This window comes from Paenibacillus sp. plas6 (assembly GCF_057221655.1).
Map to the genome: position 1 here is coordinate 1,576,954 of NZ_CM170151.1, position 23,574 is coordinate 1,600,527.

Consider the following 23,574-nt stretch of genomic DNA (forward strand, 5'->3'; position numbering starts at 1 on the left):
TCAAAACTTATTCCTACAATTTAGCAAGTGCAATAATTTCATTGCTAATTTGATTATCAAGCCAACTGCCGTCAATCACTTGATCATTTACAATATCATAAATTAATGCCCCATTATACAAAATAACTGGATGCTTCCACTTTAGCGGCTCAGTTACTCGCTTAGAACTTCTAAGACCTCTAGCTGTTGCATAAGTAATCAGACTTCCTCGTTCGAGCGCCTCTGTCAGAACCTTAGCCGTATAAGACGAAATAGTTTGATCGGTTCGAAGCAAGGTACCGTCTAAATCCGTAATAAAAATCTCTTGCATACTGCACCTCTTTTTATAAATCTCTAAAGCTTTTCAATACTTTAATGTCATCTAGACTTTATCCTATAAGCGCTTAACAAAACGATACCCTGTTATATCAAAGCCTAGCGCTTGATAGAATTGATGAGCTACCTTGCGCTCCTCCTTTATTGAGCTAGTTAGCACAATGAGCTTTGCCCCATTCTGCAAAGCCCACTGCTCTACATAACCAACTAATGCTCTACCTATACCATTTGCTTGATGCTGCTTGCTAACAACGAGTGCACTAATTTGTGCAGCGATCTCATCAATTTCATAGCTATACAGTAAACGAACGCCAACCATTCCTACAACCTGACCATGATGCTCAGCAACGAAGGTTTCATATGAAGCTTCATTTAGAATTCGATTCATTCTTGCTGCTTGGCGCTCCAGTGTTGTTGTATAGCCCAAATCAACGATTAAATCACAAATTGAGGCGAGATCAGATGTTTGATACGCTCTTATGTTCACTAAAATTCCCTCCACATCCTACAATATTACTTTTCCATGCTTACAAATTGGTGTTTATATTAAGAATATATATCGCTAGTCATATGTAAATTTATTTATAAATACTCTATTTCTTGCATAAGACCTATTTTTTCTAAAATAATATTAACAATCTGTTCAATGTTTAAATGATCTGTCACAATATGCTCCTGAAATTGCTGGTCAGAAAATGCATCCACACATATTGGAACTTTTTGATACGCCCAGCCTCCTACTTGATCTCCGCGTTTCGCTAATCGTTGCTGGATAGTTGCTTCAGAGGCAATTAAGCAAAAATGATGCAAATTATCGTCAACCTCACGTAAGCCATTAATAATATAAGAAAATATCTCTTTCTTATAGATGGTCATTGGAATAATCAAATGCTTGTGATACTTCTGCTTTAATTCCTTCGCCATTTTCACTGTCATTATCTTCCACAATTCAATATCTTGAAAATCATCTGTCCGTTCATCAATTATTCTGTCATGCTCAGGAATAAGCCTAGTTAGCATGTATCCAATTTCTTCTGGATCATAAATCATGCTATTCTCAATAAAAGGTTGAAGCATATAAGCCGTTGAGGTTTTACCACTGCCAAACGCACCGTTGATCATAATAATCATTTAATTATCACCTGCTTTCATATATTTTTTAATGTCAATTTCCTATAGGCAGTTTCTATTACTTTTATAATTTTCCGGTATTAGACATTCCGATCTAATTAGCATAACATTGGCTTATCGTTAGTTGGCTAAGAGGAGGAGTTTTTCATGAAAGAAAATAATCATGCTATTGGAGCACAGTTCAATGAAATCGCCAAAGCTTATGATCAACAAAGAAGAAAACTTATTCCATGTTTTGATGATTTCTATAGTATTGCTACTGAATTAGCTGATGTCCCTCTTGAAAAACCGAATGTACTAGATTTAGGTGCTGGCACAGGCTTGTTTTCATCATTTATTGCTGAAAAATACCCAAATGCAAACTTTACGCTAATTGATTTATCTTCAGGTATGCTAGATGTAGCTCGGCAAAGATTCCAACACCGCACGAATGTCCAATACATTTTAGAGGACTACTGTACATATCAATACCGCGAAACATATGATTTGGTTATCTCCTCGCTTTCTATTCATCATTTGCTCGCTAGTGAAAAGAAAGAACTATATCAACGAGTTTATTCACTGCTAAATCCTAATGGAATATTTATTAATGCAGATCAAGTGCTTGGGCAAACGAATTTTTTGGAAAATTTATATAAGTCTAGTTGGAATAACTATATCGAACATAGTGGATTAGATGCTAATGCTATTGCAGCAGCACGTGAACGAACGAAATTAGATAAAATGTCCACGCTAGATGATCAATTAGGTTGGTTAAGAGAAAGTGGTTTTGTGGATGTTAACTGTATGTATAAGTACTATAATTTTGTCGTTATGTTTGCAAGAAAAGCTGAGACAATATAGTTTATAGATATATTAATATATTAACATAAAAAGACGTTATTAATACAAGAACGTTGTAAGTGTGCAGAAAGTTGCAAATGACTTTCATTCTTAATTATATTATTATGCAGCCGTTAATTAAAGCTAGAAATGCATTTTACTTAATCATTAGCCCGTGTATTAAGGGAGAAACTGACATTCCTTTTTACACGGGCTATATGCTAAGCAGTTGTCTTATTAATTATAACGGATATACAATCCTCTCCACATAGCTTGATTCGTAAAGAACCCCACATTTTGTTAATAAAAACTTCTGGCTCATAAATATCCCAGCTATTCATATTAAGCGGATCGGTATAATACAGCACATAATCAGCAGGAAATAAACATGCAGAAGGATTGCTGCTATTGCATAAAATATAGCTAATCAACTTAATCCATTGCTCCCGATTTGATTCAAATAGAGAAACATTTTCAAATGCTTGATCCTCTTCTGCTGTTAGCTCACTATATAAATTTGAGATTGACTCGGCAAGCGTCAAACCAAGCTGTTCAGCTAAGCTCGTAAGATTTTGTGAGCTAATGTTATCCACAACAGCTAATGATTGATTTGTAGATAGAAGAATATATCCTAGATCATTCATATAAATATCGCTTCTGCCATTAGCTGGGCGCTTCTTAACACCAATACTATCTGCTAATGACAAAAGCTCTTCATTAGAGAATTGACCAAGTGACAATACGCCTAGCTCATAGGGCAACTCACCGTATTCCCGCCAATAGCCTACACTGCGAACTTGACCTTGTCTCGCCCTACGATCTCTCATTAAAACTAACATTAACTTCATTAAATATGTTTCTCTATCAAAATGTTGCATCTTCTGTTGCCTCCTGCTTCTTGCATAATCTGCATTTAACTGTTAGTTCATTGTAACATAAACTAATATTCGTATGTACTACCTGCTAGTTATCCACTAGATGTGGATACAATGTGTAAAGATCATACTATTTCTTGATTTTTGTATTGATTTTATGATATATCCACATGTGTATAATTTTTATATACGATTTTATAGCAGTTTATCCACAAATAAAAAGCGATCTTCCATAATTTTGGACTGATCGCTTTGATAAACATTATACATTAATGAGATTAACAAATTTCAGTACGCTATATAATAGCCTTTTCGCATGCTGCAGTCAATACAATGACGTTATAGCCCAAGTTGTGAACCTCTTTCCAAGCGAAGAATTTCTTTTTCCCCTGTTTCAGCCAACTCGCGGAATTGCGCGATCGTTTCACGCATTTTCGGCAGGGCTTCATTTTTATAATTGCTTATTGACTCCAGTGCTGTTATTACATCAGCAAATGCCGTTTTTAAAGTATCCACAGAAATACTTGCTTCAATTGCTTGCTTCTGAATAGCTGCACCTTGCTCTTTAAGCATTCTTGACGTACCGCTAATTAAGTTATTTGTCGTTTCATTTAGCAGCTCAATTTTTTTCAATACAATTTTTTGATTATATAGTGCACTTGCTACTGTAACTGCAATCTTCAAAGCGGATACTGTAACATTTCTTGCACGATCTACCCCTCTAATAAGCTCCTTATTATTACGAATAACGACTTCCATCGCCATTATCCCTTGTTGGTTAACAACAAGCATTTGCTGTAAATCCATTACACGCTGACGCAATGGGAATAGCACTTCTTCAGTAATAAAGCGTATTTTTTCTGGATCCTCGTCACGCAGCTTAGCCGCCTCAACTTGTAACTCAATTTCTTGATCCATTAATGTGCCTAGCTCAATTTCCTTTTGCAATTTCTTTGTTAGATCCCGTAATGACTGTTGCTCTAGCTCTAATGTTGTATTATCGTTACGAAGTACCTGTTTTCCTTTATCAAGGGACTGAATAATATCAGAAATAACAATATCTGCTTTTTCAAATTTAGTAAAATAACTGCGTATTGGATTAAATAGTTTGCCAAGAAAGCCTGTTTTGGCAAAATCTACAGCACTTGGATCTAGGTCCTTTAACTGCAAATGGAGTTCTGACAACCCCTTTGCAACTTCTCCACCTTCATCGCCAGCCTTAGACAGCTTACCAATTGTAACTTGAAGTAAATTATTTTTTTGTGCAGAAGAACTCATTGTAGACAAACCGAACTTTTCAATTGATTGTAAAATCTCGCTGCGCTGATTATAAGAATCCATATCTAGTTTAATAATTGAATCCACGTTTTTACGAGCTTGCTCACGAAGCTGTTGAACCTCTTCTGGTTCAGGCTTTATTTCTTCTTCAATAACCGCCTTAATCACTTCTGGTTGAGCTACTTCCATACTAAATGACATACAATCCCCTCCAACGCAATTTATATTTTAGTTTCGGCTTTCCTTTTTACATTTGCACATTGAGTAAAGAAGCAATTTTATAGACGACATCGTCCGTATCGGCATTAATGCTTGCTGCTTCATTAATTTTTGCAATATCCTGTAGAGCTTCAATGTTTGCATTGTAACCAATCGTATAAATTGGTATTTTATAATCCTCAATTAATCCTTTAATCTCTTTCAAACTATGTCCTTCATTTGTTTCGCCATCACTTAACACAAAAATGATTGGTTTTGTATTAGCATTAACGGCAAGCTGCTCCTGTAGCATATTGATAGCAACAGCAATAGCATCATAAGTCGCCGTATTCCCCCCTGCCTGCAAGCTTTCCACCGCACCAACAAATAGGGACTGTTGATTCACATCATACACACCAAGCGGTAAATTAATCTCTACATTGCTGGAATATGAAATAAGTCCAATACTATTATCTCTGCCTAAATATTTCTGCCCAGTTAATAGCGATTCCTTAAGCCGTCTTAATGGTTCACCCTCCATGCTGCCCGATACATCAGCAACAAAGACTGCCGATACAGGCTTATTCGTATTTTTCTTTTCCTTCCATAGACTTTGCGCTGCCGTTATCGTTGCGCCGTCAATTGCTGTTAGTTGCGACTGATAATCTTCTAATCCATTAAAGCCATTTTTCTTAGCAAGCGCTTGATAGCTGTCCTGCTGAACAAACTCTGCAAATGCTTTTAATATATCAAGCTTTTCCTGAGATAAATTGCCCAAGCCATACAATGGACTATCATGTCGCACTCCAAAAGGCGTAAAGGTATAACCTGCTTTAAAATCATTTGCATTAACAAAGGTTTGATATTCTAGCACAAATGCTTCAAGCATGCCTGTTTTTGCTGCTTCACGCATTTGTAACGTTGTAGATGCAATAAACGGTACATTTTTCTGAAAGTTCTCAAAGTCTGCTACTGCGGCAGAGCTTAACAAATCATTACTATCAAAGGCTTGTAGTGCAGTTACTAAAAAGTTCAAGCCTGTCGAACTAGCAAATGGATCTGTATAACCCATCGCTAGATTATTATCTGCTATCGCCTGCGTAATTGTATTGACGTTCACCTCTCCATATTTCTGGAGCAGTTCATCATGCTTAGTTTTCGTTGTCACAATACCTGTGACATTGCCAACTAATCGCTCACTAATGAGCGTTGTTTTTACCCCTGCTGCTTTAACCATTTCGCCCCATAATTCATTCGAAGGTGTAAAACCATCCGGTATATATTTGCCCGAGCGAATAAAATCTGTTGCCGTACCTGATGCAATATTGCGAATTTTTACTGAAACTGTCTTGCCATTTACTTTAATCCCTTTCTTATTGAATTGCTCAGCAACTTCATTTAGCCAACCATCAACACCAGTACCTGACTTTTCAGTTGAAGAGAAGATTTCCACAAAGCTGTCTGTTGTATTTTTTACAGATACTGGAAACTTATCAATTTCGGGCAGTGTATCTGCTAACGAAACAGGATTAATATCAACCTGACCTTTAATAGGTTCTGCGGTCGTAACCTTAATATTTTTAATTATTTTCGCTAAACGTTTGTCGGCACTTGTTAGAGGGTTATTGGAATCTCCATCCTCTGAATTAGAGGTAAGAGACACTCCTATATAAACAAGTACAAAGACACCAACCACTAGCGCAAAAAATGTTATGACCTTCTTCTTCACTATGATCTCTCCCTCAACTTACTTGTAATATTTTGTTTGCTCAATTAACTCATTAATTTCTTTCATACATGGCATCTCATCTAGTTGAGTATAATCGCTGCTATTGAGTAAGGAAGTTTCTAGTATCAATTTATCTAATTTCGTTAATATTTCTTCATTGTTGCTAATGTAGCCTTGAACGTGTGTTGTATATTCTTTATGCAGCTCTTGCTTCTGCAGCAGTACTTTTGTAGAGAACATTTTGCGTGCCTCACGCGTATAGATTTGATCAAGCTTAGAGATTTGGCTGCCGTGCAAATTATTAATTAAGCCTTTCACATTATTATTAAATAACTGCTCAACACTAGTAATTACACTTAGAAAGCGTTTATAGCTTAGCTCATTTTCCTCAAAGCGTTGACGCAATATTTCCAGTAATGCTTCCTTTTTCTCCTTCATTCTGCCGAGTTGTTCAATGGCAAGTTCAACTTCCATTGGATATAAAGAATGATTACGATAACTTTTTAGTTTAGCTACTTCTGAAGATGTATCCTCTTCCTCCGCTTCACGAATTAATATTTTCCCTTGCGGTTTCGTACCGAACAAAAACTTATAGCTGATATAACTAACGACAATTACACTTACAATTAGGACAGTTAAAGCTAGTGATCTACCAAATGCTGAACTGCTTTTTATGCTCAACCCTATTATTTTAGGAGAGAAAATCATAATATTAATTAAAACTACCCCAAGTAATACACTGATTAGCTTACTTAGCTTCATCCTCTTGCCCTCCTTGTTTGATCATCGGTTCACACATTTATTTTATCACATAAAATATGTTAATAAGTTACATGATTTCTATTTTTTCATTTTTATTCTTAGATACGCAATAATTGCATCCCCGTTTCATCATATGATGAAAACAAGCTAGAAATACTTGTCAGCCAGTTCAAACTTCTAACGTAAGCGTAAGGGCAAGTGGCAGAATATGCAGAATATTTTTACTGGAGTTTGGCATAATAAATGGAGATTTTTTCAATAGCATGAACATTGAACCTAGAATAGAAATGAGGACTGACAAGATGACAAAGCAACCTAATAAACAAAGCAATGAATTCAGTCAACCTAGCAATGATAAAATGAGGGACAATAAAATTAATCGACCTGAATTCAAAAATGAGTTTGCTGAAGAATTTAGCGAAGGACCTTATGGCTTTGCTGGAGCAGAGCCACTAGAAGAAGACATATCCAGCGATTAAAGCAAAGAAACCATCAATTATAAAAGCCCCTAGCTGCTATAATCAACATCTAGGGGCGAAATTATGAGCTTAGCAATCGCCAATTATTTAAGGGCTACTCCCTTTAATCCTTTAAGATAGCGATTTGATGCATAGCATTTTTGACCGTTGATCATAATAATTTCTCGTTTTGCGGTATCAATTTCAGCAATATTATCTTTATTAACGACATAAGAGTTATGACAGCGATAAAAACGGGAATCAATATCCAATACATCTTTCAGCTTATAGTAAAATTCTACTTGGCGATTAATCGTGTGAAGAATTAGTTTATGTGGCTGTAATGCCGTTTCAAAAAATAAAATGTCATTATAATCTACACTAATTACTTTCTCTCCTGATTTCACTTGAAACATCTTACGATTTCCGTAATTATTTTTCATATAACGGTTGTATGCTGTTTTCACACATTCAAGCACACGCTTTTTCAAATCTGTATATTGATCCTTCGAAATATAGTCCATTGCTTCCACCTTATAAGTGAAAGTTAAATAAGTAAGCTCTGAGTGAGTAGTAACAAAGACGATAGAACCCTGCGGATCATGCTCACGAATCTCAGCGGCTGTAACGATCCCATTCTTATCTTCCTTCAAATCAACATCCATAAAATATAATCCGACTACATTATTTTTTTGTACGTAATCAAGAATCTCCTTGGAATGGGCAGTAGAAAGTGTAATTTTCATGTCTAAATTTTCAATCATAATATAATCTGAAATGTATTTGGTCAGCTGATTACGTTGTTCATCATTATCTTCACAAATAAATACCTCTAACATGAATTGCTCCTCCTACTCTGCAATATCCAATACTTGTGTAAATTTTCCATCAAGGATTTGTGTATCTAGCGTCACATTATTGCAGCTTGCAACAATATCACGCAAATTATTAAGCCCTAAACCGCGATTTTCCCCTTTTGTTGAAAAACCTTTCTCGTAAATTTTGTGCAGCTCGGGCGTTGTTGGACGACTACTATTGGAAACAACGATTAGAATTGAACCGCCTTTTTTTACTAAGGCAACATGAACAAATGGTTTTTCACAGCATTGAGCCTCTTCAATCGCATTATCGAGGATAATCCCAACACAGCGACATAGGTTGACAGGTTCCATTTTAATATGTTCAATTGGCTCTACTACTTCTACATTTGCATCGATATTCATTTCTTGGGCTTTTATGATTTTTGAGGAGATGATGCCTTTTAACTCTTGCATCTTTAAGTTATGTAGGGAGCCAAGCTTATATGAGTTAGACTTCATATTCATACTGATTGGCATTATATGATTATTAAAATATTGCTCTAGCTTATCAATTTCTCTCGCACGAATATATTCAGACATTGACAACAAAATATTGATGTAGTCATGACGAAACTTCTGCATGTTTGTGTACATTTGTTCTAAATTTTCTGTATATTCCTTTAAGCGCTCATATTGAACTTGCTGGTTACGCATATTCGCTTCTTTAACAATCATTCTTGTTAACAGATAACAAACACCAATCAATATCGCAAAATAAAAGATAAACAATACGCTATTCGCTCGTATATTTTCATCAGAGAATCCTGATTGCTTTCCAATTAATATGTTAATGTAGAATATTACTAGGGTGACTACGCTTAATATCGAAAAAACTGTACCGTAGCTACGCATAAAACTATCTTGTTTAAAAAAATTAGATAAAAGATATGAAATTAAAAAACTAAGTAGTAACGTTGTTATACATATTAAAATAATAAAAATTGAAACACCTAGAGTAGATTGTGAGTAGTCTAATGATGAATTAGCTATAAGTAAATAGGTAGCCCTCACGATATAATCACTGATTACTAAATTAATCACTGCGACTACTGGAATAACAAGACTAGAAAATAACTTTTTATTTCCTATTAGTAATGTGGCTATCCAAAATACGAGCAGAAAAAAAACACCAATTGTTCCTTGCCATAAGAACAATGGATATCCAAGTGCAATCGCTCCAAATAATAAAATACTAACAAGCCCTTTACTTAATTGATATTGAAAGAGGATGCAGATTGCTAACGAGATAGTTATGGCCTGTAAGGAAACATTAATAAAATCAAACATATAAAAACCTCTTATCAACCTATGATTTTTGTTACTAATGGATTATATCAATTTTGCTATATCCTATTATATCATGAGAGGTTTAATCAGAAACTACATATTATTCAATTGATTATCACAAATAAATAGACTTTTCCAAGTCAGTTTACTGACTCAGAAAAGTCTACGGCATCCTTGATTAATTATTGCATAACTTATTTAGATTGCTTTAGTAGCTCAGTTGGAATTTTTGGTTCATATGAGAAGTATAAGCATGCGCTTTCCAACGCTTGCTCGCCGCTTTTCATAGCGACTTTACCCATTAGTTTTGAAGCCATCCCTTTAAGACCTTCATTGTGTTTCAAATTTTTCATAATTTTTAACACTCCTTTTCAAAATTTTATATGTGAGTGGTAGGATCATGACGATTTGAATCGCCATGCCCAACATAAGAAGACTCTTAATGAATGGATCTGGATACAATAATGCGATTATTGTAATCACAGAGCACGTCACTAGCGACTTTTTGCGCAGTGCACGTCTTCTTTCCGCTCCTATTATAGGAGACTTGTCAGTATCAGCAGGAGCAAAAAAGTATAATAGTGTTAGAAACAACAGGCCACATCCAATAACCATTAGGTTATTAAGAGGGATATATTGACTTAGAAAAGGTGATCCGACAAATAAGATAATACTAATTATGCTGCACACCCAGCTAGAATTGGCATGCAAGCCATATGAGTATCTTCTTAATGCCGCATATGCAATATGCAATATGAGCGTTTGAAGAAATAACCCTAAGACAATCGCGACACCATATACGACAATGGCCTTAGTCATATTAATAAGTATCGTTTCAATGCCTAGCTTCATCTTCAAGTAGTCGATGTGATCGCCTTGCCGCTCCTTGTTCAACCAATGAGCTAAGCGACTAGCAATAGTCTCAATCAGTCCCATTCGTTGAGCAACTTCATCTTGCATTTGCATCACCTCTCTATGTCTTTATTCTAGATCATAAAGACGAGCTATGAACATATTTGTCATATTATGCTGTTTATTTATCACATATGTCCAATTATCTGTAAACCACACTTCATAAATGTTATTTTTTTACTCTTGGAAGCGCTTTATTCTTTTCTGATACGAATCTTCCATGATTGGTTATTGGACCAAGTTGCAACCAATGTTAGCGTAAACACTCTGTCTTTCATCATCTCTTTATGTTTGCGATAGTAATCGCTTGTATATCGCTAGCCGCATAACCAGAAAACCAAGTATTCAAGCAACGAAACTTATTAGGCAAGTGTATAACGGATAACATGTCTCGCTATAGATGATATGGGCTAACTTCCACAATAAAAAAAGTAGCACAAACCTTGACCTTGGTCTGTGCTACTAATATTAGCATATTTTATTTGCAACCATCTTATTGTCCTTACAATGCTAATTATTTTGAATTATTGCCCCCTAGTTAGGAAGCACAGTTAGCTTTAAGCTGTTGACGCAGAAGTTCAAATATAATTGTAATTTTGTGATAGCATTGTTGAATTTGCTCTTTCTTAAAAAAGTCCTGACTTACATTCAATTGAATATTGGTAGCCGATTGTCCTCTGCGAATACGAATTAGCAAATCATGCACACAGTATTGATCTGCTTGGATTGGAACTAAATGTTGGCATAATTCTTCTTCATACCAATAAACAACTGAAAAATCACTTTGCTTTCCGATCGAGCCAAATTCCCCTTCAGCTCGCTGATTACGTTTTCTTTGTAATAAGCCTAGATGAGTATCAAATCGAGATGCTCTTTCCAAGGACTCGGAGCATAAATATTGAAAGCATCCGATTTCATCATAATTTCGCAGCATAGAACGCCAATTTTCTACAAGGCCATATGTCTTCCCACCGTAGCAATATTCAATTAATTGTTCCGCTATATACTGATAAACGACAGGAATATCCACACCATGCTTTCTAGCAGTTTGTCGTACAATTTCCATTTGATCGGCAGACAGTGAATAATTTAACGTAACCAATTTCATCTGATTTGGCTGTCTAAGCTTTCTCGGCTTCATATATTGAGTTTCGAACACATTGGAAGAAATAATTTCCATATTTCGCAACAGACGATATGATGATAAATTACCTGATTGAACAGAATAGCTGCTTACTAAAGCTTTGAATAATGTTTCTTCAAAGCACATCACACTATAATCGTCGGCACAAATCGCATGAAACTCGATATACAAATAGCGCTGTTGCTTATACTCTAAAAATTTTATACGCCAAGGATAATTTTCTAATAACGAAATGCTTGTTTCTTCATTTACAATATAGGTTTCCGGTGATGTATCAATGGATACCACAGGAATATCCCAGTCTTGCAGAGGCGGTAATCCTTTAACATACTGTATATACTGCTGTTCATTCTTCAAGTATTTGAACATAACTTGTAATGATGCATGTCCACTAATTGTCCGATATAAGGCATGCTTAAGTTCATCATAGTTCATAGATTCTGGCAGCGCGTACAAATAGGGCTTACGATAAATCGGACTGCCATTATACATCATCATACCCGCTTGCAACTTTGTAAGTTCAACTGAGAAATCTTCAGGATCATCAGACTGATAACGACTATAGAATAACAAGTCAAATCTCCTCCTTGGTCCGTCAATTCATTCTGTCTTTGTACGAATAAGCAAAAACATAATAATAGCTGCACATACAGTTAAAGCTAGCAAATAATTTGCTAATGAATTTAAGTTTGCATCAATCCCAATGAATAAAATTGTGACTACTTTTGTTAACCAATAAGTAGGCAATATAGCTACAATATCTCGTAAAACTATCGGCAGCTGGTCGCTCGGCAGCAATAGTCCTCCCAAAATTACAAACACTAATGAAAGTACAATTAACAAAATCCAGCTAGAGTTTTTGCTGCGAGTGAACTTAATCACAATTAAACCGAGTCCAACAGCAATAATATTTAATAATGTATATGCAAATAACATAATTAAATATTCAAGGAATGATAAAGGCAAGTGCAGCCCTAACACAATATTGCTAAACAGGATCACTGCAGATAATTGAATGACGCTAACTGCAAGAAAAACAGCGACGATTTGACAATTAAAGCTAAACTTACTATGTGCTCCGAGTAATATACGTTTATCTGTCGCATAATGTCTGTCATTATAAAAAAGCATAGTATTACTTATTGTCATACAAAGCAGTATGCCAATGATTGAGTTTAGAATGACAGCATTGTCTAGCTCATAACTTGGCTTCAAAACTTGCACCAGTATAAATGAAGAGACTAACGGCAGAAGCAATAAAATCGCTAGCAAACCCCTTCGTTTTATTAAACGTCTGATGTACAGCTCGAATACTTGCATCCTCTGTCCTCCAGTTCTGTAACATTAATGAATGGTTGATTGGGAGGCATATGTTGATAAACCTTTCCGTTTCATCAAACATGAATACATTAATCTAAGCTTAGGATTAATAAAATCCATACTTATCAATTTCTCTCCAAGAATTGATCTAATATGTTGAATCTCTTGTTCATTTTTAGCATTAACTTCAACAATTACCGATTGTGCTTCTATATCGCAAATATTGTACTCACCTAGCTCATATTGCAGCTTCTCCGCCGCTTCTGCCAATTGCAGACGAATTAATGAACGATATTGCTGATGCTCTTTCAGCAGATCGTCAATTTTACCTTGAGCAATTACTTTGCCGTCTCGCATTATGCCAACATGGGTACAAAGCTCTTCAACTTCTTCTACATTTTGGGATAGATAAACGATTGTTACACCTAGCTCATTTAATTGACGAATACTATGTAAAATTAATGCTTGTTTGTCCTGCTCAACATCCTTAATCGGTTCATCAAAAATAACGACATCCGGTAGATGAACAATGCCACAAGCAATATTTAGCTGCTGCTGCTGGTATGTTGGAAGCGATGAAACCTTACGATCACGAGCGTCCCACAGCCCAATAAATTGCAAAGCCTGCTCTACCTGCTGCTTTAAACGCTTTCCGCTATATTTATAGAGCTTGCCGAACAACCATACATTTTCATATACAGATAAATCATAGAGTAGTGATTTTTTATAAGGAACGTAGCCTACTCTACGATTGGTACTCGCATTAATCAGCTCATTAAACCAGGTTAGCTTACCAAGTGCTGACTTTTTCAAGCCCAGCATAACTTGAGCTAATGTGGTCTTACCTGCTCCAGAAGGACCAATTATGCCAAAGATGCTTTGATCAGGAATAGTAATGGACACGTCTTTAAGTATGAGTTGATGTTTATCATATCCATAGCTAATGGATTCTCCTCTAAAAACGGTTCTTACCACTGAGATTCCTCCTATTTTAGCTAAACCTACTTGAATAAGTTTAGCATGATATTTAGGAGATTTATTGAAACTATCCTAACAGAGCGATTGAAAGTAATAACTGTAATAGCGTTGTAAGATTTTCCCTACTAACTGTACATATTGCTAACATACCGTAGGCAAGCACAATAATAAAAAAAATTTTTTGAAATAGTTGCAATTTGAATATACTGGTATATAATCACACGGGAACATATGTTCTTATTCATGATATTTATCTTATGGAGGTGATATTTAATCATCATTACCATTGCAGAAGCTGCTCATACTAACGACGTAACAACATTTTTTAATAGACTTCTAAGGATCAACGATGGAGTGACTACTCCAGAATTTTACTGTCAAGACGGTATAAAAGCAGCCGTAAGAAGGAAAGAAGTTTTGATCTGCACTGAAGATAACTGCATCATCGCTGCTTTAAGATTTTATAAAAGAAAGACTAAAGAAAGTGTTTCGCTATACCAATTTGCCATTGATACTCCATATCGCAGAAAAGGATTACTGAAGGAAATGTTAGAATTCTTTGGTACTAGTCCCGTTGAATATTTATGTCCGTTAAACTCCAATTTCAATCAATATTTTGTTAAAACTGGCTGGAACCTTATAGATAGTAATCATAAATTCAATCTATGGGTTTTCCATCGGGAAAGGATTTGATTAAATGGCTATGTATTATGGAAACGGAGCTTATTGTTATGCAAATTCTGCTTCAATGTTGTTATCGACAATCGGAGAAAATATCTCTCCTTCGTTAATTGAAGTTTTAACGGGATTTGGGCTAGGAGCTGCAATCGATCCTAATAATCAATTGCTTTTTTTCGATGATTTAACAAGTAGCCCTGACCAAGGAGTAAATAAAGCATTTGAACTGCTCGGGTTTAAAGTCATTGAAAAAGTATGTAATGACGGAGATTCTGTGCCACTTCAACAATTGAAAGAAGATTTGTCTCGCGCACCAGTTATGTTAGGACCATTTGACATGGGGTATTTAACATATAATCCGAACGACCGTTATCTTGGCGGTTCTGATCATTATGGATTAGCTTTAGCTTATAACGATAATGAAATATTATTACATGATCCTGAGGGTTTTCCTTATGTATGGCTGCCATTTAATCAATTAGAATTAGCATGGAGAGCAGAAAAAATTGTTTGGAGTGCCGGTTCGTTTCGTTCCTGGGTTTCACCAGCACGAGTTGCAAACCCTACTTCTGATGAATTGTATGAAAAAGGAATTAATATAAGACGCGCTCATGATTTTTCTCAATTTTTCAAAGGAAGAAACGATCATTTAGCTTCATTAAAAGAAGAGCAAGCGAAATTATTTGGCAAATGCCAAACTTATGGCGTCTCTAATAGATGAGATAAAGTTGCTCAAACTTTAAAAAAACTAGCTGACGTAGAAAGTGAAATTCAAGCTGCTGTCTTATCATTATAAACGATCTTGCAGCAAATATTTAGCTTTATTTTACTAGACTTTATTTTACTAGAGAGTAGCCATTTTGGCTGCCCTAACCCTTATTGCACTGCTCTATCATTATTTGACACAGTAAGTTTATCGTTTACTTACGTCCATAGTCTGCCTTAATTTCACCCCAACGCTCGGTTTGCCACTTCATAATTTTTGTAGTATAGCTGTTGTTCTTCAGCCAATTCGTTGCCCGATCGACCAAATCCCATATTTGCTTCGTATCTTCGTTCCGTGGCAGGTTCGTATTAGGCGACTTTTGCTTAACCCACTTAATGGCGGTCATCGAATCACTGTATATATTTCGCGTATCCCCATTTTTAGCGAGATAAGCTAGTGCATGGACGATTGCTAAATATTCCCCTAGATTATTCGTTCCATTAGGAATTGGACCTACTGAGAAGATCACTTCTCCTGTAGCTGTATCTACTCCTCTATATTCAATCGGACCTGGGTTTCCTGCAGTTCCGACATCAACTGAAATTGTATGATAATCAATTGATTCCTCTAGTTTATTACTTTGATCTTCCTGAAAAAGACTACCTGCAAAAAGTAAATGATGATCTTTATTACTTTTACCACTTGTTGCTGAACTAGCTTTACTGGAATGAGTTGCTCCACTCTTCCCCCAATATCCTTGCCAGCCCTGTTGATAAGCAGCCTCTGCTTCTTCTTGTGAAGAAAAAGCTTTAAACTTTGCTCCTTCAAACCCATTTACTTGACTTTGACATTCGTTCCAGCTCGTATATATTCCAGGTTGCTTGCCTACCCAAACAACATAATACTTTTGCTTCGCCATTTTGCACCTCATTACACTATTAATTGTAATCATCAGCTTATCAAACTTTTGCCGTATTTAAAAGCTAATGAAAAGCAGAAAATTGCACTAACTAAAAAACACGAGAAGCTAATTGCTTAGCTCTCGTGTTTTAAAAACATCTATGATTATTTTACAATAAGTACTGGACATTGACTTAACTGTGCAACTTTTTGACTTACGCCACCAAGCATAAATCCCTTAATATTGCCTAAACCACGGCTACCAATGATGATAAGATCAGTTTTTTGTTCCTGTGCCTCTTGCACAATAATATGAGAAATACTAGCTCCCTGTTTGAATATCACTTCTGCTGTTATGTCTTGTTGATTAAGCTTTTCCTGAGCTTCTTGCAATAAACTAAGTGCAGCAGCGCGCATTTCATTTAATAAATTCTCATAATCAGAAACAACCACTGTAGCTGGAATTACAAGATCTTTCGCAACATGAATTAATGTGAGTTTTGAGCCATTCTCTTTGGCAACCTGAGCTGCAACCTGTAATACCTTATCACTCATTTTTGAACCATCAATTGCAACTAATACGTTGTTAAACATAGAAGATTCCTCCTTCGCGAGTCTGATCTTACAGTATGGAGTTAATTAGTTTATAATTTTATTTTACATGAATGCCCTTAAAATGGTTATGAATAATTCGCTAAATTTGTGTAATTATTCTGACAATTTGTAATTTGATTAAGTAGATGAAAGCTGTAAAAAATCATAGTATACTTGATCAATACTCCCATTACGTAACTTTTTGGGATTAAAATTACATCAAATATTTGAATATTCGTTAGGCGGTGCATCATTTTTGACGCAAAACTTTGAAAAAAAGCGAGCTGCCCGTAATCGGACGATTACATTAACAAGTGAAGAACAGCAATATTATCGAGAAAAACTAATTACATTGTCACAACGTGCAACTAGTGATCAATTAATAAATAAAACAATTAATCAGGATTTATTTAGTACCATTGATTATTTGCCAGATCAATTTGTGGATCTAATGTTTATTGATCCACCTTACAATTTAACCAAAAGCTTTAACGGTAAAATCTTTACGAAAATGTCTAGCGATGACTATACAGAATGGTTAGATTCTTGGTTCTCTAAGCTGATTCGAATTCTAAAGCCGCATGCTTCAGTATATATATGCGGGGATTGGCGATCCAGTCATTCCATTTTTGAGGTAGCCTCCCGCTACTTAAACATTATTAATCGAATTACTTGGGAACGTGAGAAAGGACGAGGATCGCTAAATAACTGGAAAAATGCATCTGAGGATATTTGGTTTTGTACCTGTTCAACAAGCTATACCTTTAATGTAGAGCGTGTAAAGATGAAACGTCGGGTTATTGCTCCTTATCGCAATGAACAAGGGTTACCAAAAGATTGGGACGAGCAATCAGGAGCTAAATTTCGCTTAACCTACCCATCTAATCTATGGACAGATTTAACCGTTCCTTTCTGGTCAATGCCTGAAAATACAGACCATCCAACACAAAAACCAGAAAAGTTACTGGCAAAAATCATTCTGGCTAGCTCTAATGAAGGGGATGTTGTATTTGATCCGTTTCTTGGCTCAGGGACAACATCGGTAGTTGCCAAAAAACTCAATCGCCGCTATGTTGGCATTGAGTTGGATGAAACCTTTGCTTGTCTAGCTGAAAAGCGCCTTGATGCCGCAGATAAGGATCGCTCTATTCAGGGCTACTCTGATGGTGTATTTTGGGAGCGTAATACGATGAACATACAGGTGCAGAAAAAAGTTAAGGAACAGAAGAAGCAACTGATTGACGAACATGAGGGTAATCTCTAGCATCCATTGCTTAATCTGCTGCCTGCGCACTATAACTCTGTCTAAATAGCTTCTTTCGTCTGCAGTTCCACTTCATTGATTACAAGTAAGAAAAGCTGCTGTTGCATAAATTCAAAACGCAGCAGCAGCCTTTCTATATACATGATACTTTACTTTGAATTCTAAAACGAAGCACCTTCCAATAAATTCGATGAATAGCCTCTGAGGCAAATCTTATCTGTGCAAATTCATCTGCGCCATAAACGATAAATGCAGGCACACAATATTCCTTGCCGTTCATTCGATGATAAGGGATCGCAGCTGCTAATTTTCCTTGAAAGTAAGCATCATGCGACTGTTGCATAGAAATCACTTTATGCATCATTAGCCCCCCGAACTGCTAATTCCGCTGCTACCAAAACCTTTATATGTCCCAGAGCTTTTTGAGCTAACTGAATCATCGATGCTACTTGACTTTGAGGAGCCTCCACTCCCGTAATAGCCTCCCCCATGATAACCGCCGCCACTTGTACTGCAGTTTTCATATTCAGGATTGCAATCCGAGTTTGAGTTACAACCTGTCATCACCGCAGGAACAGCAAGCAGCAAAGCAAAGGTAAGCAGCTTCGATGTCGCCCTGCGATTGTTACTGGATACTTGAAGTGCTTGAGGTTGTTCATCCAATGTATTGCCAGACGTTCCGAATTTGTAATTTATCGGCTTGATCTCTTTTTCCCATTTCTCCTCTGCCACTACAAATTCACTTCCTTCAAATAAAAAATAACATGATTCGTATCGAGATCGAGTACAGAATAAAGGATTTCATAACATACGCTATAAAGCACAAGATAGTGATCTAGCAGCAAGGTAGCAGCCGACACACCATACGGAGCATGAACAAACTCTGAACGCTCAAAACCATTACCAGTCCAGCGAAGTAGCACAATCGTTAATTGCTCTGTACGAGCACAATTCGCAAATAGCGGTTCTTCGATATAACGGCCATAAACAGCATCCTGCTCCTTATTAAACCGTGAAACATAAATAATATGTCGAGTTCCATTCTCCGATTCATTAGAAACATGTTCAAACAATTTATTACGAATAACTGTAGCATTTACCAACTTGCGTACAAACAGCTCATCCTGACTTACATACTGCTCTAGCAAATGGTTAACGACTCTTTTTTCTTGCTCTGCCCATTCTTGATAACTAAGCCAACTTGTAAGCGACATTCCTTTACTCCCTTCTCGTACTTTAATACCAATTAACTTAGTTACGTCATTTTAGCTTCTGCGTTGCAAGTTTAATAAGTCGATTAAGCTGTCCAATTATCCATAAAACCGAAGCTGCAAGCATCATATCAAAGGCAACATTAAACATAAACAAATGCTTGCTTAGATCAGCTAGCCCATCGCCTACAATAGGAATCAAAAAAGCAAATGCTCCAATTAAACCAATTACAGCAAAGAGTTCTAACACAAGTCGTCGTTTAAGATTATCCTTCTTGAACCATTCATAAACGAGCACAGCATAATATAGCAAATAAACAAGTAAAATAAATGATAGCTTATTAGGCAGCACAGCTCGCTTAAATTCACTCCACCAGCTAAACTGCTCTGTAACAGCTCCTGCAGGCTTTCCTGCAGCTTGCTCATACGTACCGAGATAATAAGGTCGTATATTCATACTATGCTCTGCTGCATAGGACATTCGCTCCAACAAACGATCCCAATGCTTCATATAAAACAAAAGCACATCCATATGAGAAATTCGCTCATAAAAATCGGCTTGCAAACTAGGATCATCTTGCTTAATTGCCGTATCCGTTTGAAAATAATTCGTACCTGCAAGCACCTTCAAATGATCCGGCAGACCAAGCTCCTCTAAATCCTCTTCCACCGTTTCGGAGGTATGTAAAACTCCAAAAAATACCGTCTGATACAAATTAATTTGCTTAAAATCTTGCGGAGCTAACAGATACATTAGTATTGAAATTAACATAAGTGAAGCACCGCAACCAAGCACAAGCTGTTTCCACTTTTTATGCAGCTGATGTTGCTTATACAAATAGCTGAAGCGCCAGCAAATGATAGCAAATAAAACCCCTAACGGAGCATTTTGTGTCTTTGCGCAAATTAAAAACAAGCATGCTATCGCAAACAAAAGGAATAGTTTCATTTGTGGCTTATTTTGTTGCAATACTGCAAGCCCTAGGCCAAGCGACAATAGCATAAAGATAAGGGTTACCGGCTCACCATATAATGAGTTAAAATATGCTAAATATCCAACATCATGAAACATCAATAGCAGTATCGTCATTAACCCAATCGTAACTGCTAGTCCCTTTTGCTTAAAATAGGAAATAAGCAAACTGCCTGCTGTTATAAGCAGCAAGCTATAAACTGCTCCAAGAACACGAATATCGAAATAACTGCTATTAAATAGAAATGCAATACTTCGTGCAAATACTACAAGTAATAATTGCGAGGTCAAATAAAACCCGCGAAAGAAGCTATCATAGGAAAATTTACTATGGGCATAATTAAAAAATCGCTGCTCATAACTTTCAAGCTGATCGTAATAATTTAATCCGATCGATCCCATTATCCGCAAAAAATCTCCATTATCAGCAACTCCAATAAAACTCCCTGTAAACAGCAGCAAAATGATGATGATAGCTGCAAATAAGCAATAGATCCACTCTGCTTTTATTAGTTTACGCATTTCAAACTCCTCAAAATTTAATGTACTTAGCTTTTAACGAAGTTTAATTATAACTTGTTATTAACCACTAAGCTACTATAATAATCCAATTTATATTAAGTCAACCATAAAATACAATTTTTTGGGTTATTCACAATTGTATACCTTCACCGTATGCCTCTATGCTTGTGCGTTTCATTATAGCTCATTCCTGATGTACATTGCTTTTTCGTTCCATGCATAGCAGAGTAACTGCTGACTCATACTAAGCGCGGAGGTGATTGCTTTGGAAAGTGGAGTATTAATCGACAAGCAAACTTTAGCCCAAGCATGGCAAGCAGAGCTGCCTAAATTTCTAAACACTGCTGATGAATGCACGGTGCAACCAGATGCTAAGCATGATGCCCTATTAATTCATATTGCTAATAATGGGCGCAGTCACTACTCAGCAGATTTCCGTCTGCAGTACGTAGACGATCGTGAAGTAAAAGTTGATTTACTTGACGTTGAGAAGGGCGAAACACCTGTTGATGAAACAACTGAGCATGTGCAAGAGCTTGTCGAGGATTATGTACGTCATATCCATGAATGTGCACAAAGCTTGAAAGGAATGACCAAACAATGACAAAACAAATTCGTGGGGTAGATAAAAATTTACAAAACGTTGTAAAAGAGCTTGAAACCACTCCTGATCTCAATGCACACGCTAATCAACAGCTAAATCAGAAGCATATGGACCAGCGTCATGTAGACATGCTGCATTTTAGAAAGAAAGCATACGAGAATGAGAACCAAGAATAACATGCTGTAGGAGGATACTATTATGCCAAACGCTCACGGTACTGATCGAAATCATTCCAATAAGGATCATCATCCAGATACAAATCCACAGCCCAATGAACCGTTATCTGGCTCCAAAAAAGTAAAAAACCGCAATCACTCTCGCAGTAATCACGGAGAAGGCTCATAAATCAATGATCTGATTATAAACTTGAAAAAGCTTAAGCATATGAAGGAGAATGCAGTTATTGAGCTAAATGCTATTAGATCAGAACAATTAATTTGTTATTAACAAAAAATGCTCCCAGTTAAGCAAGATGATGATTTCATCCCCTGCCTAACTGGGAGCAACTTATTTAAGAGCTAACCGTGCTCTAACTATCTAATTTGAACATTAACCAGCTTTCGTCATTCCTGTAGACTGATCCTTTACTGCTTGCTGACTGTGTCGTTTTAACATGTAAACCGCTCCATAAATAAGAAGTGAGATACCAACACATCCTGCAAGCACAGCTAGCAGCAACAGCCACTCGCTATATGGCCATACAGACAGCAATGCAAGCCAGCCGTATAAACCTAGTAAAGTAATAAGCAACGTCGGCACTGTTAACAATATTCCGACCTTAAAGTAATAGCCCCAGCTTATTTTCACTCCTTTTTCTGCTAACACATGCAGCCACAATAGCGTTGCAAGTGAACCAATCGGGGTAATTTTGGGCCCTAGATTAGTACCAATCACATTTGCATATACTAATGCTTCCCGAATAAACCCCTCTGTATTCGTTGCTTTAATCGCAATTGCGTCTATCATAACAGTTGGCAAGTTGTTCATAACTGAGGACAGAAATGCTGAAATAAAACCCATGCCAACACTTGCTGCTAACAAACCATGTTCCGCAATGTATTGAATCGAGCTGCTCAAGGCATCAGTTAGCCCTGCATTGCGCAAGCCATAAACTACAACATACATCCCGATCGAGAAAATAACGATATTCCAAGGAGCATTTTTAACAAGCTTTAATGTATCTATACTTGGACTTTTGCGAGCAACAAGCAAAAGCAATAATGCAGCTGCTCCAGCAATTGCAGAAAGCGGTACAGCAATTAGCTCACTAACAAAATAAGCAATGAGCAATACAGCCAAAATTACCCACGATAGCTTAAACAGCTTAATATCCTTAATCGCCTGCTTAGGCTCCTTCACTTGCTGAAGGGAATAACTGCTTGGTATTCTTTTTCGATAAAAAACGTATAACACTAATAAGCTTGCACCGATTGCGAAAAAGTTCGGAATGAGCATTCTGCTCGCATACTCGGCAAAGCCAATTTCAAAATAATCTGCAGATACAATATTGGTCAAATTACTAATTAATAAAGGCGAGGAGGCAGTATCTGCAATAAAGCCGCTTGCCATAATAAAAGGCAAAATCCACCGTTCCTCAAACTGCAGCGCTCGCATCATCGCAAGCACAATAGGTGTCATAATTAGCGCTGCACCGTCATTAGCAAACAGCCCCGAAACAATTGCACCTAGCAAAATAATAAAAATAAACATTAGCAGACCATTACCGCGAGCTAATCTCGTCATATGCAAGGCTGCCCATTCAAAAAAGCCAATTTCATCTAATACAAGCGATATAAAAATAATTCCGACAAAGGCAAGCGTCGCATTCCAGACAATTCCTGTTACCGTAATAACATCGTTAAAGCTAACGACAGATAACAATAATGCGATGATTGCGCCAACACTAGCAGACCAGCCAATATTTAACCCGCGCGGCTGCCAAATAACGAAAATTAAGGTGACTACAAATATGATTGCTGCGAGCATCGCTACTAATACTTCCTCTCTGTTGTCCACAACCTGCATAGTAAAGTCAAAACTATCGTTCATTATA

At 36.6% G+C, this 23,574-nt stretch carries 29 protein-coding genes; 8 read left to right on the forward strand and 21 right to left on the reverse strand.

Features of this window, described 5'->3' with window-relative positions; translation table 11 throughout:
- Window positions 1-13 precede the first annotated feature (13 nt).
- The 3 genes from AC2TDL_RS06960 to AC2TDL_RS06970 form a co-directional block, all read right to left on the reverse strand.
- Entirely contained in the window at window positions 14-310 is a 297-nt protein-coding gene (locus AC2TDL_RS06960) for an HAD family hydrolase (protein WP_484699625.1), read from the reverse strand.
- Window positions 311-373: 63 nt separating this feature from the next.
- On the reverse strand, window positions 374-802 hold the full coding sequence (locus AC2TDL_RS06965; protein ID WP_484699627.1) for a GNAT family N-acetyltransferase: 429 nt from the start codon (window positions 800-802) through the stop codon (window positions 374-376).
- A 95-nt stretch (window positions 803-897) separates the two neighbouring features.
- Window positions 898-1,446: an AAA family ATPase gene (locus AC2TDL_RS06970; protein ID WP_484699630.1), complete on the reverse strand. Its 549-nt coding sequence runs from the start codon at window positions 1,444-1,446 to the stop codon at window positions 898-900.
- Between the two features lie 147 nt (window positions 1,447-1,593).
- Between AC2TDL_RS06970 and AC2TDL_RS06975 the strand changes: the two genes are divergently transcribed.
- A complete protein-coding gene (locus tag AC2TDL_RS06975) occupies window positions 1,594-2,289 on the forward strand; it encodes a class I SAM-dependent methyltransferase (protein ID WP_484699632.1) in 696 nt (231 codons plus the stop codon).
- A 200-nt stretch (window positions 2,290-2,489) separates the two neighbouring features.
- Here AC2TDL_RS06975 and AC2TDL_RS06980 read toward each other — a convergent pair whose 3' ends face one another.
- From AC2TDL_RS06980 to AC2TDL_RS06995, 4 genes are all read right to left on the reverse strand, one after another.
- Window positions 2,490-3,146 carry a hypothetical protein gene (locus AC2TDL_RS06980; protein WP_484699633.1) on the reverse strand — a complete coding sequence of 219 codons (657 nt, stop codon included), beginning with the start codon at window positions 3,144-3,146 and terminating at the stop codon, window positions 2,490-2,492.
- Between the two features lie 336 nt (window positions 3,147-3,482).
- Window positions 3,483-4,622, reverse strand: a complete 1,140-nt coding sequence (locus AC2TDL_RS06985; protein WP_484699635.1) for a toxic anion resistance protein — start codon at window positions 4,620-4,622, stop codon at window positions 3,483-3,485.
- Window positions 4,623-4,668: 46 nt separating this feature from the next.
- Window positions 4,669-6,351: a vWA domain-containing protein gene (locus AC2TDL_RS06990; protein ID WP_484701089.1), complete on the reverse strand. Its 1,683-nt coding sequence runs from the start codon at window positions 6,349-6,351 to the stop codon at window positions 4,669-4,671.
- Between the two features lie 15 nt (window positions 6,352-6,366).
- Entirely contained in the window at window positions 6,367-7,110 is a 744-nt protein-coding gene (locus AC2TDL_RS06995) for a hypothetical protein (RefSeq protein WP_484699637.1), read from the reverse strand.
- A 302-nt stretch (window positions 7,111-7,412) separates the two neighbouring features.
- Between AC2TDL_RS06995 and AC2TDL_RS07000 the strand changes: the two genes are divergently transcribed.
- A complete protein-coding gene (locus AC2TDL_RS07000; RefSeq protein WP_484699639.1) occupies window positions 7,413-7,589 on the forward strand; it encodes a hypothetical protein in 177 nt (58 codons plus the stop codon).
- An 83-nt stretch (window positions 7,590-7,672) separates the two neighbouring features.
- Here AC2TDL_RS07000 and AC2TDL_RS07005 read toward each other — a convergent pair whose 3' ends face one another.
- The 7 genes from AC2TDL_RS07005 to AC2TDL_RS07035 all read right to left on the reverse strand — a co-directional run bounded on the left by AC2TDL_RS07005 (window position 7,673) and on the right by AC2TDL_RS07035 (window position 14,066).
- Window positions 7,673-8,407 (reverse strand): LytR/AlgR family response regulator transcription factor, encoded by a 735-nt coding sequence (locus AC2TDL_RS07005; protein ID WP_484699641.1) that lies wholly within the window; start codon window positions 8,405-8,407, stop codon window positions 7,673-7,675.
- Window positions 8,408-8,419: 12 nt separating this feature from the next.
- Window positions 8,420-9,715, reverse strand: coding sequence for a sensor histidine kinase (locus AC2TDL_RS07010; RefSeq protein ID WP_484699643.1), 1,296 nt, complete (start codon window positions 9,713-9,715; stop codon window positions 8,420-8,422).
- A gap of 194 nt (window positions 9,716-9,909) precedes the next feature.
- On the reverse strand, window positions 9,910-10,068 hold the full coding sequence (locus tag AC2TDL_RS07015; protein ID WP_484699645.1) for a cyclic lactone autoinducer peptide: 159 nt from the start codon (window positions 10,066-10,068) through the stop codon (window positions 9,910-9,912).
- Window positions 10,046-10,675 (reverse strand): accessory gene regulator B family protein, encoded by a 630-nt coding sequence (locus tag AC2TDL_RS07020; protein ID WP_484699647.1) that lies wholly within the window; start codon window positions 10,673-10,675, stop codon window positions 10,046-10,048. The genes AC2TDL_RS07015 and AC2TDL_RS07020 overlap by 23 nt, the downstream gene beginning before the upstream one ends.
- A gap of 490 nt (window positions 10,676-11,165) precedes the next feature.
- Window positions 11,166-12,344 carry a hypothetical protein gene (locus tag AC2TDL_RS07025; RefSeq protein WP_484699650.1) on the reverse strand — a complete coding sequence of 393 codons (1,179 nt, stop codon included), beginning with the start codon at window positions 12,342-12,344 and terminating at the stop codon, window positions 11,166-11,168.
- Between the two features lie 27 nt (window positions 12,345-12,371).
- Window positions 12,372-13,091, reverse strand: coding sequence for an ABC transporter permease (locus tag AC2TDL_RS07030; protein WP_484699652.1), 720 nt, complete (start codon window positions 13,089-13,091; stop codon window positions 12,372-12,374).
- A gap of 24 nt (window positions 13,092-13,115) precedes the next feature.
- Window positions 13,116-14,066, reverse strand: coding sequence for an ABC transporter ATP-binding protein (locus tag AC2TDL_RS07035; RefSeq protein ID WP_484699654.1), 951 nt, complete (start codon window positions 14,064-14,066; stop codon window positions 13,116-13,118).
- Window positions 14,067-14,423: 357 nt separating this feature from the next.
- Here AC2TDL_RS07035 and AC2TDL_RS07040 point away from each other — a divergent pair, with 357 nt between their 5' ends.
- Both AC2TDL_RS07040 and AC2TDL_RS07045 read left to right on the forward strand, forming a co-directional pair.
- Window positions 14,424-14,762 (forward strand): GNAT family N-acetyltransferase, encoded by a 339-nt coding sequence (locus AC2TDL_RS07040; protein WP_484699656.1) that lies wholly within the window; start codon window positions 14,424-14,426, stop codon window positions 14,760-14,762.
- 4 nt (window positions 14,763-14,766) lie between these two features.
- On the forward strand, window positions 14,767-15,468 hold the full coding sequence (locus AC2TDL_RS07045) for a hypothetical protein (RefSeq protein WP_484699657.1): 702 nt from the start codon (window positions 14,767-14,769) through the stop codon (window positions 15,466-15,468).
- Window positions 15,469-15,667: 199 nt separating this feature from the next.
- On the opposite strand, the gene rnhA is transcribed toward AC2TDL_RS07045, so the two are convergent.
- Together rnhA and AC2TDL_RS07055 are read right to left on the reverse strand one after the other, a co-directional pair.
- Window positions 15,668-16,372 (reverse strand): ribonuclease H, encoded by a 705-nt coding sequence (rnhA, locus tag AC2TDL_RS07050; RefSeq protein ID WP_484699659.1) that lies wholly within the window; start codon window positions 16,370-16,372, stop codon window positions 15,668-15,670.
- Between the two features lie 146 nt (window positions 16,373-16,518).
- Entirely contained in the window at window positions 16,519-16,947 is a 429-nt protein-coding gene (locus AC2TDL_RS07055; protein WP_484699661.1) for a universal stress protein, read from the reverse strand.
- A gap of 256 nt (window positions 16,948-17,203) precedes the next feature.
- Between AC2TDL_RS07055 and AC2TDL_RS07060 the strand changes: the two genes are divergently transcribed.
- Window positions 17,204-18,211, forward strand: a complete 1,008-nt coding sequence (locus AC2TDL_RS07060) for a DNA-methyltransferase (RefSeq protein ID WP_484699663.1) — start codon at window positions 17,204-17,206, stop codon at window positions 18,209-18,211.
- Window positions 18,212-18,344: 133 nt separating this feature from the next.
- Here the strand turns inward: AC2TDL_RS07060 and AC2TDL_RS07065 are convergent, their stop codons facing one another.
- From AC2TDL_RS07065 to wsfD, 4 genes are read right to left on the reverse strand one after another with little or no spacing between them, the layout of a single operon-like run.
- A complete protein-coding gene (locus AC2TDL_RS07065) occupies window positions 18,345-18,575 on the reverse strand; it encodes a hypothetical protein (protein WP_484699665.1) in 231 nt (76 codons plus the stop codon).
- Window positions 18,575-18,943, reverse strand: coding sequence for a hypothetical protein (locus AC2TDL_RS07070; RefSeq protein ID WP_484699667.1), 369 nt, complete (start codon window positions 18,941-18,943; stop codon window positions 18,575-18,577). Before AC2TDL_RS07070 ends, AC2TDL_RS07065 begins: the two co-directional genes overlap by 1 nt.
- Window positions 18,943-19,425, reverse strand: a complete 483-nt coding sequence (locus AC2TDL_RS07075; RefSeq protein WP_484699669.1) for a hypothetical protein — start codon at window positions 19,423-19,425, stop codon at window positions 18,943-18,945. The genes AC2TDL_RS07070 and AC2TDL_RS07075 overlap by 1 nt, the downstream gene beginning before the upstream one ends.
- Window positions 19,426-19,471: 46 nt before the next feature.
- Window positions 19,472-20,917, reverse strand: a complete 1,446-nt coding sequence (wsfD, locus tag AC2TDL_RS07080; protein WP_484699671.1) for a glycan biosynthesis hexose transferase WsfD — start codon at window positions 20,915-20,917, stop codon at window positions 19,472-19,474.
- Between the two features lie 259 nt (window positions 20,918-21,176).
- Here wsfD and AC2TDL_RS07085 point away from each other — a divergent pair, with 259 nt between their 5' ends.
- Genes AC2TDL_RS07085 through AC2TDL_RS07095 form a run of 3 tightly spaced genes read left to right on the forward strand, consistent with a single transcriptional unit; the run spans window position 21,177 to window position 21,866 of the window.
- Entirely contained in the window at window positions 21,177-21,521 is a 345-nt protein-coding gene (locus AC2TDL_RS07085; RefSeq protein WP_484701092.1) for a hypothetical protein, read from the forward strand.
- Entirely contained in the window at window positions 21,518-21,697 is a 180-nt protein-coding gene (locus AC2TDL_RS07090) for a hypothetical protein (protein ID WP_484699673.1), read from the forward strand. The genes AC2TDL_RS07085 and AC2TDL_RS07090 overlap by 4 nt, the downstream gene beginning before the upstream one ends.
- Window positions 21,698-21,719: 22 nt before the next feature.
- The gene (locus tag AC2TDL_RS07095; protein WP_484699675.1) at window positions 21,720-21,866 is read left to right on the forward strand and encodes a small acid-soluble spore protein P; all 147 of its coding nucleotides are present in this window, start codon (window positions 21,720-21,722) and stop codon (window positions 21,864-21,866) included.
- Between the two features lie 204 nt (window positions 21,867-22,070).
- Here AC2TDL_RS07095 and AC2TDL_RS07100 read toward each other — a convergent pair whose 3' ends face one another.
- Entirely contained in the window at window positions 22,071-23,507 is a 1,437-nt protein-coding gene (locus AC2TDL_RS07100; RefSeq protein ID WP_484701094.1) for an arsenic transporter, read from the reverse strand.
- Window positions 23,508-23,574 lie beyond the last annotated feature (67 nt).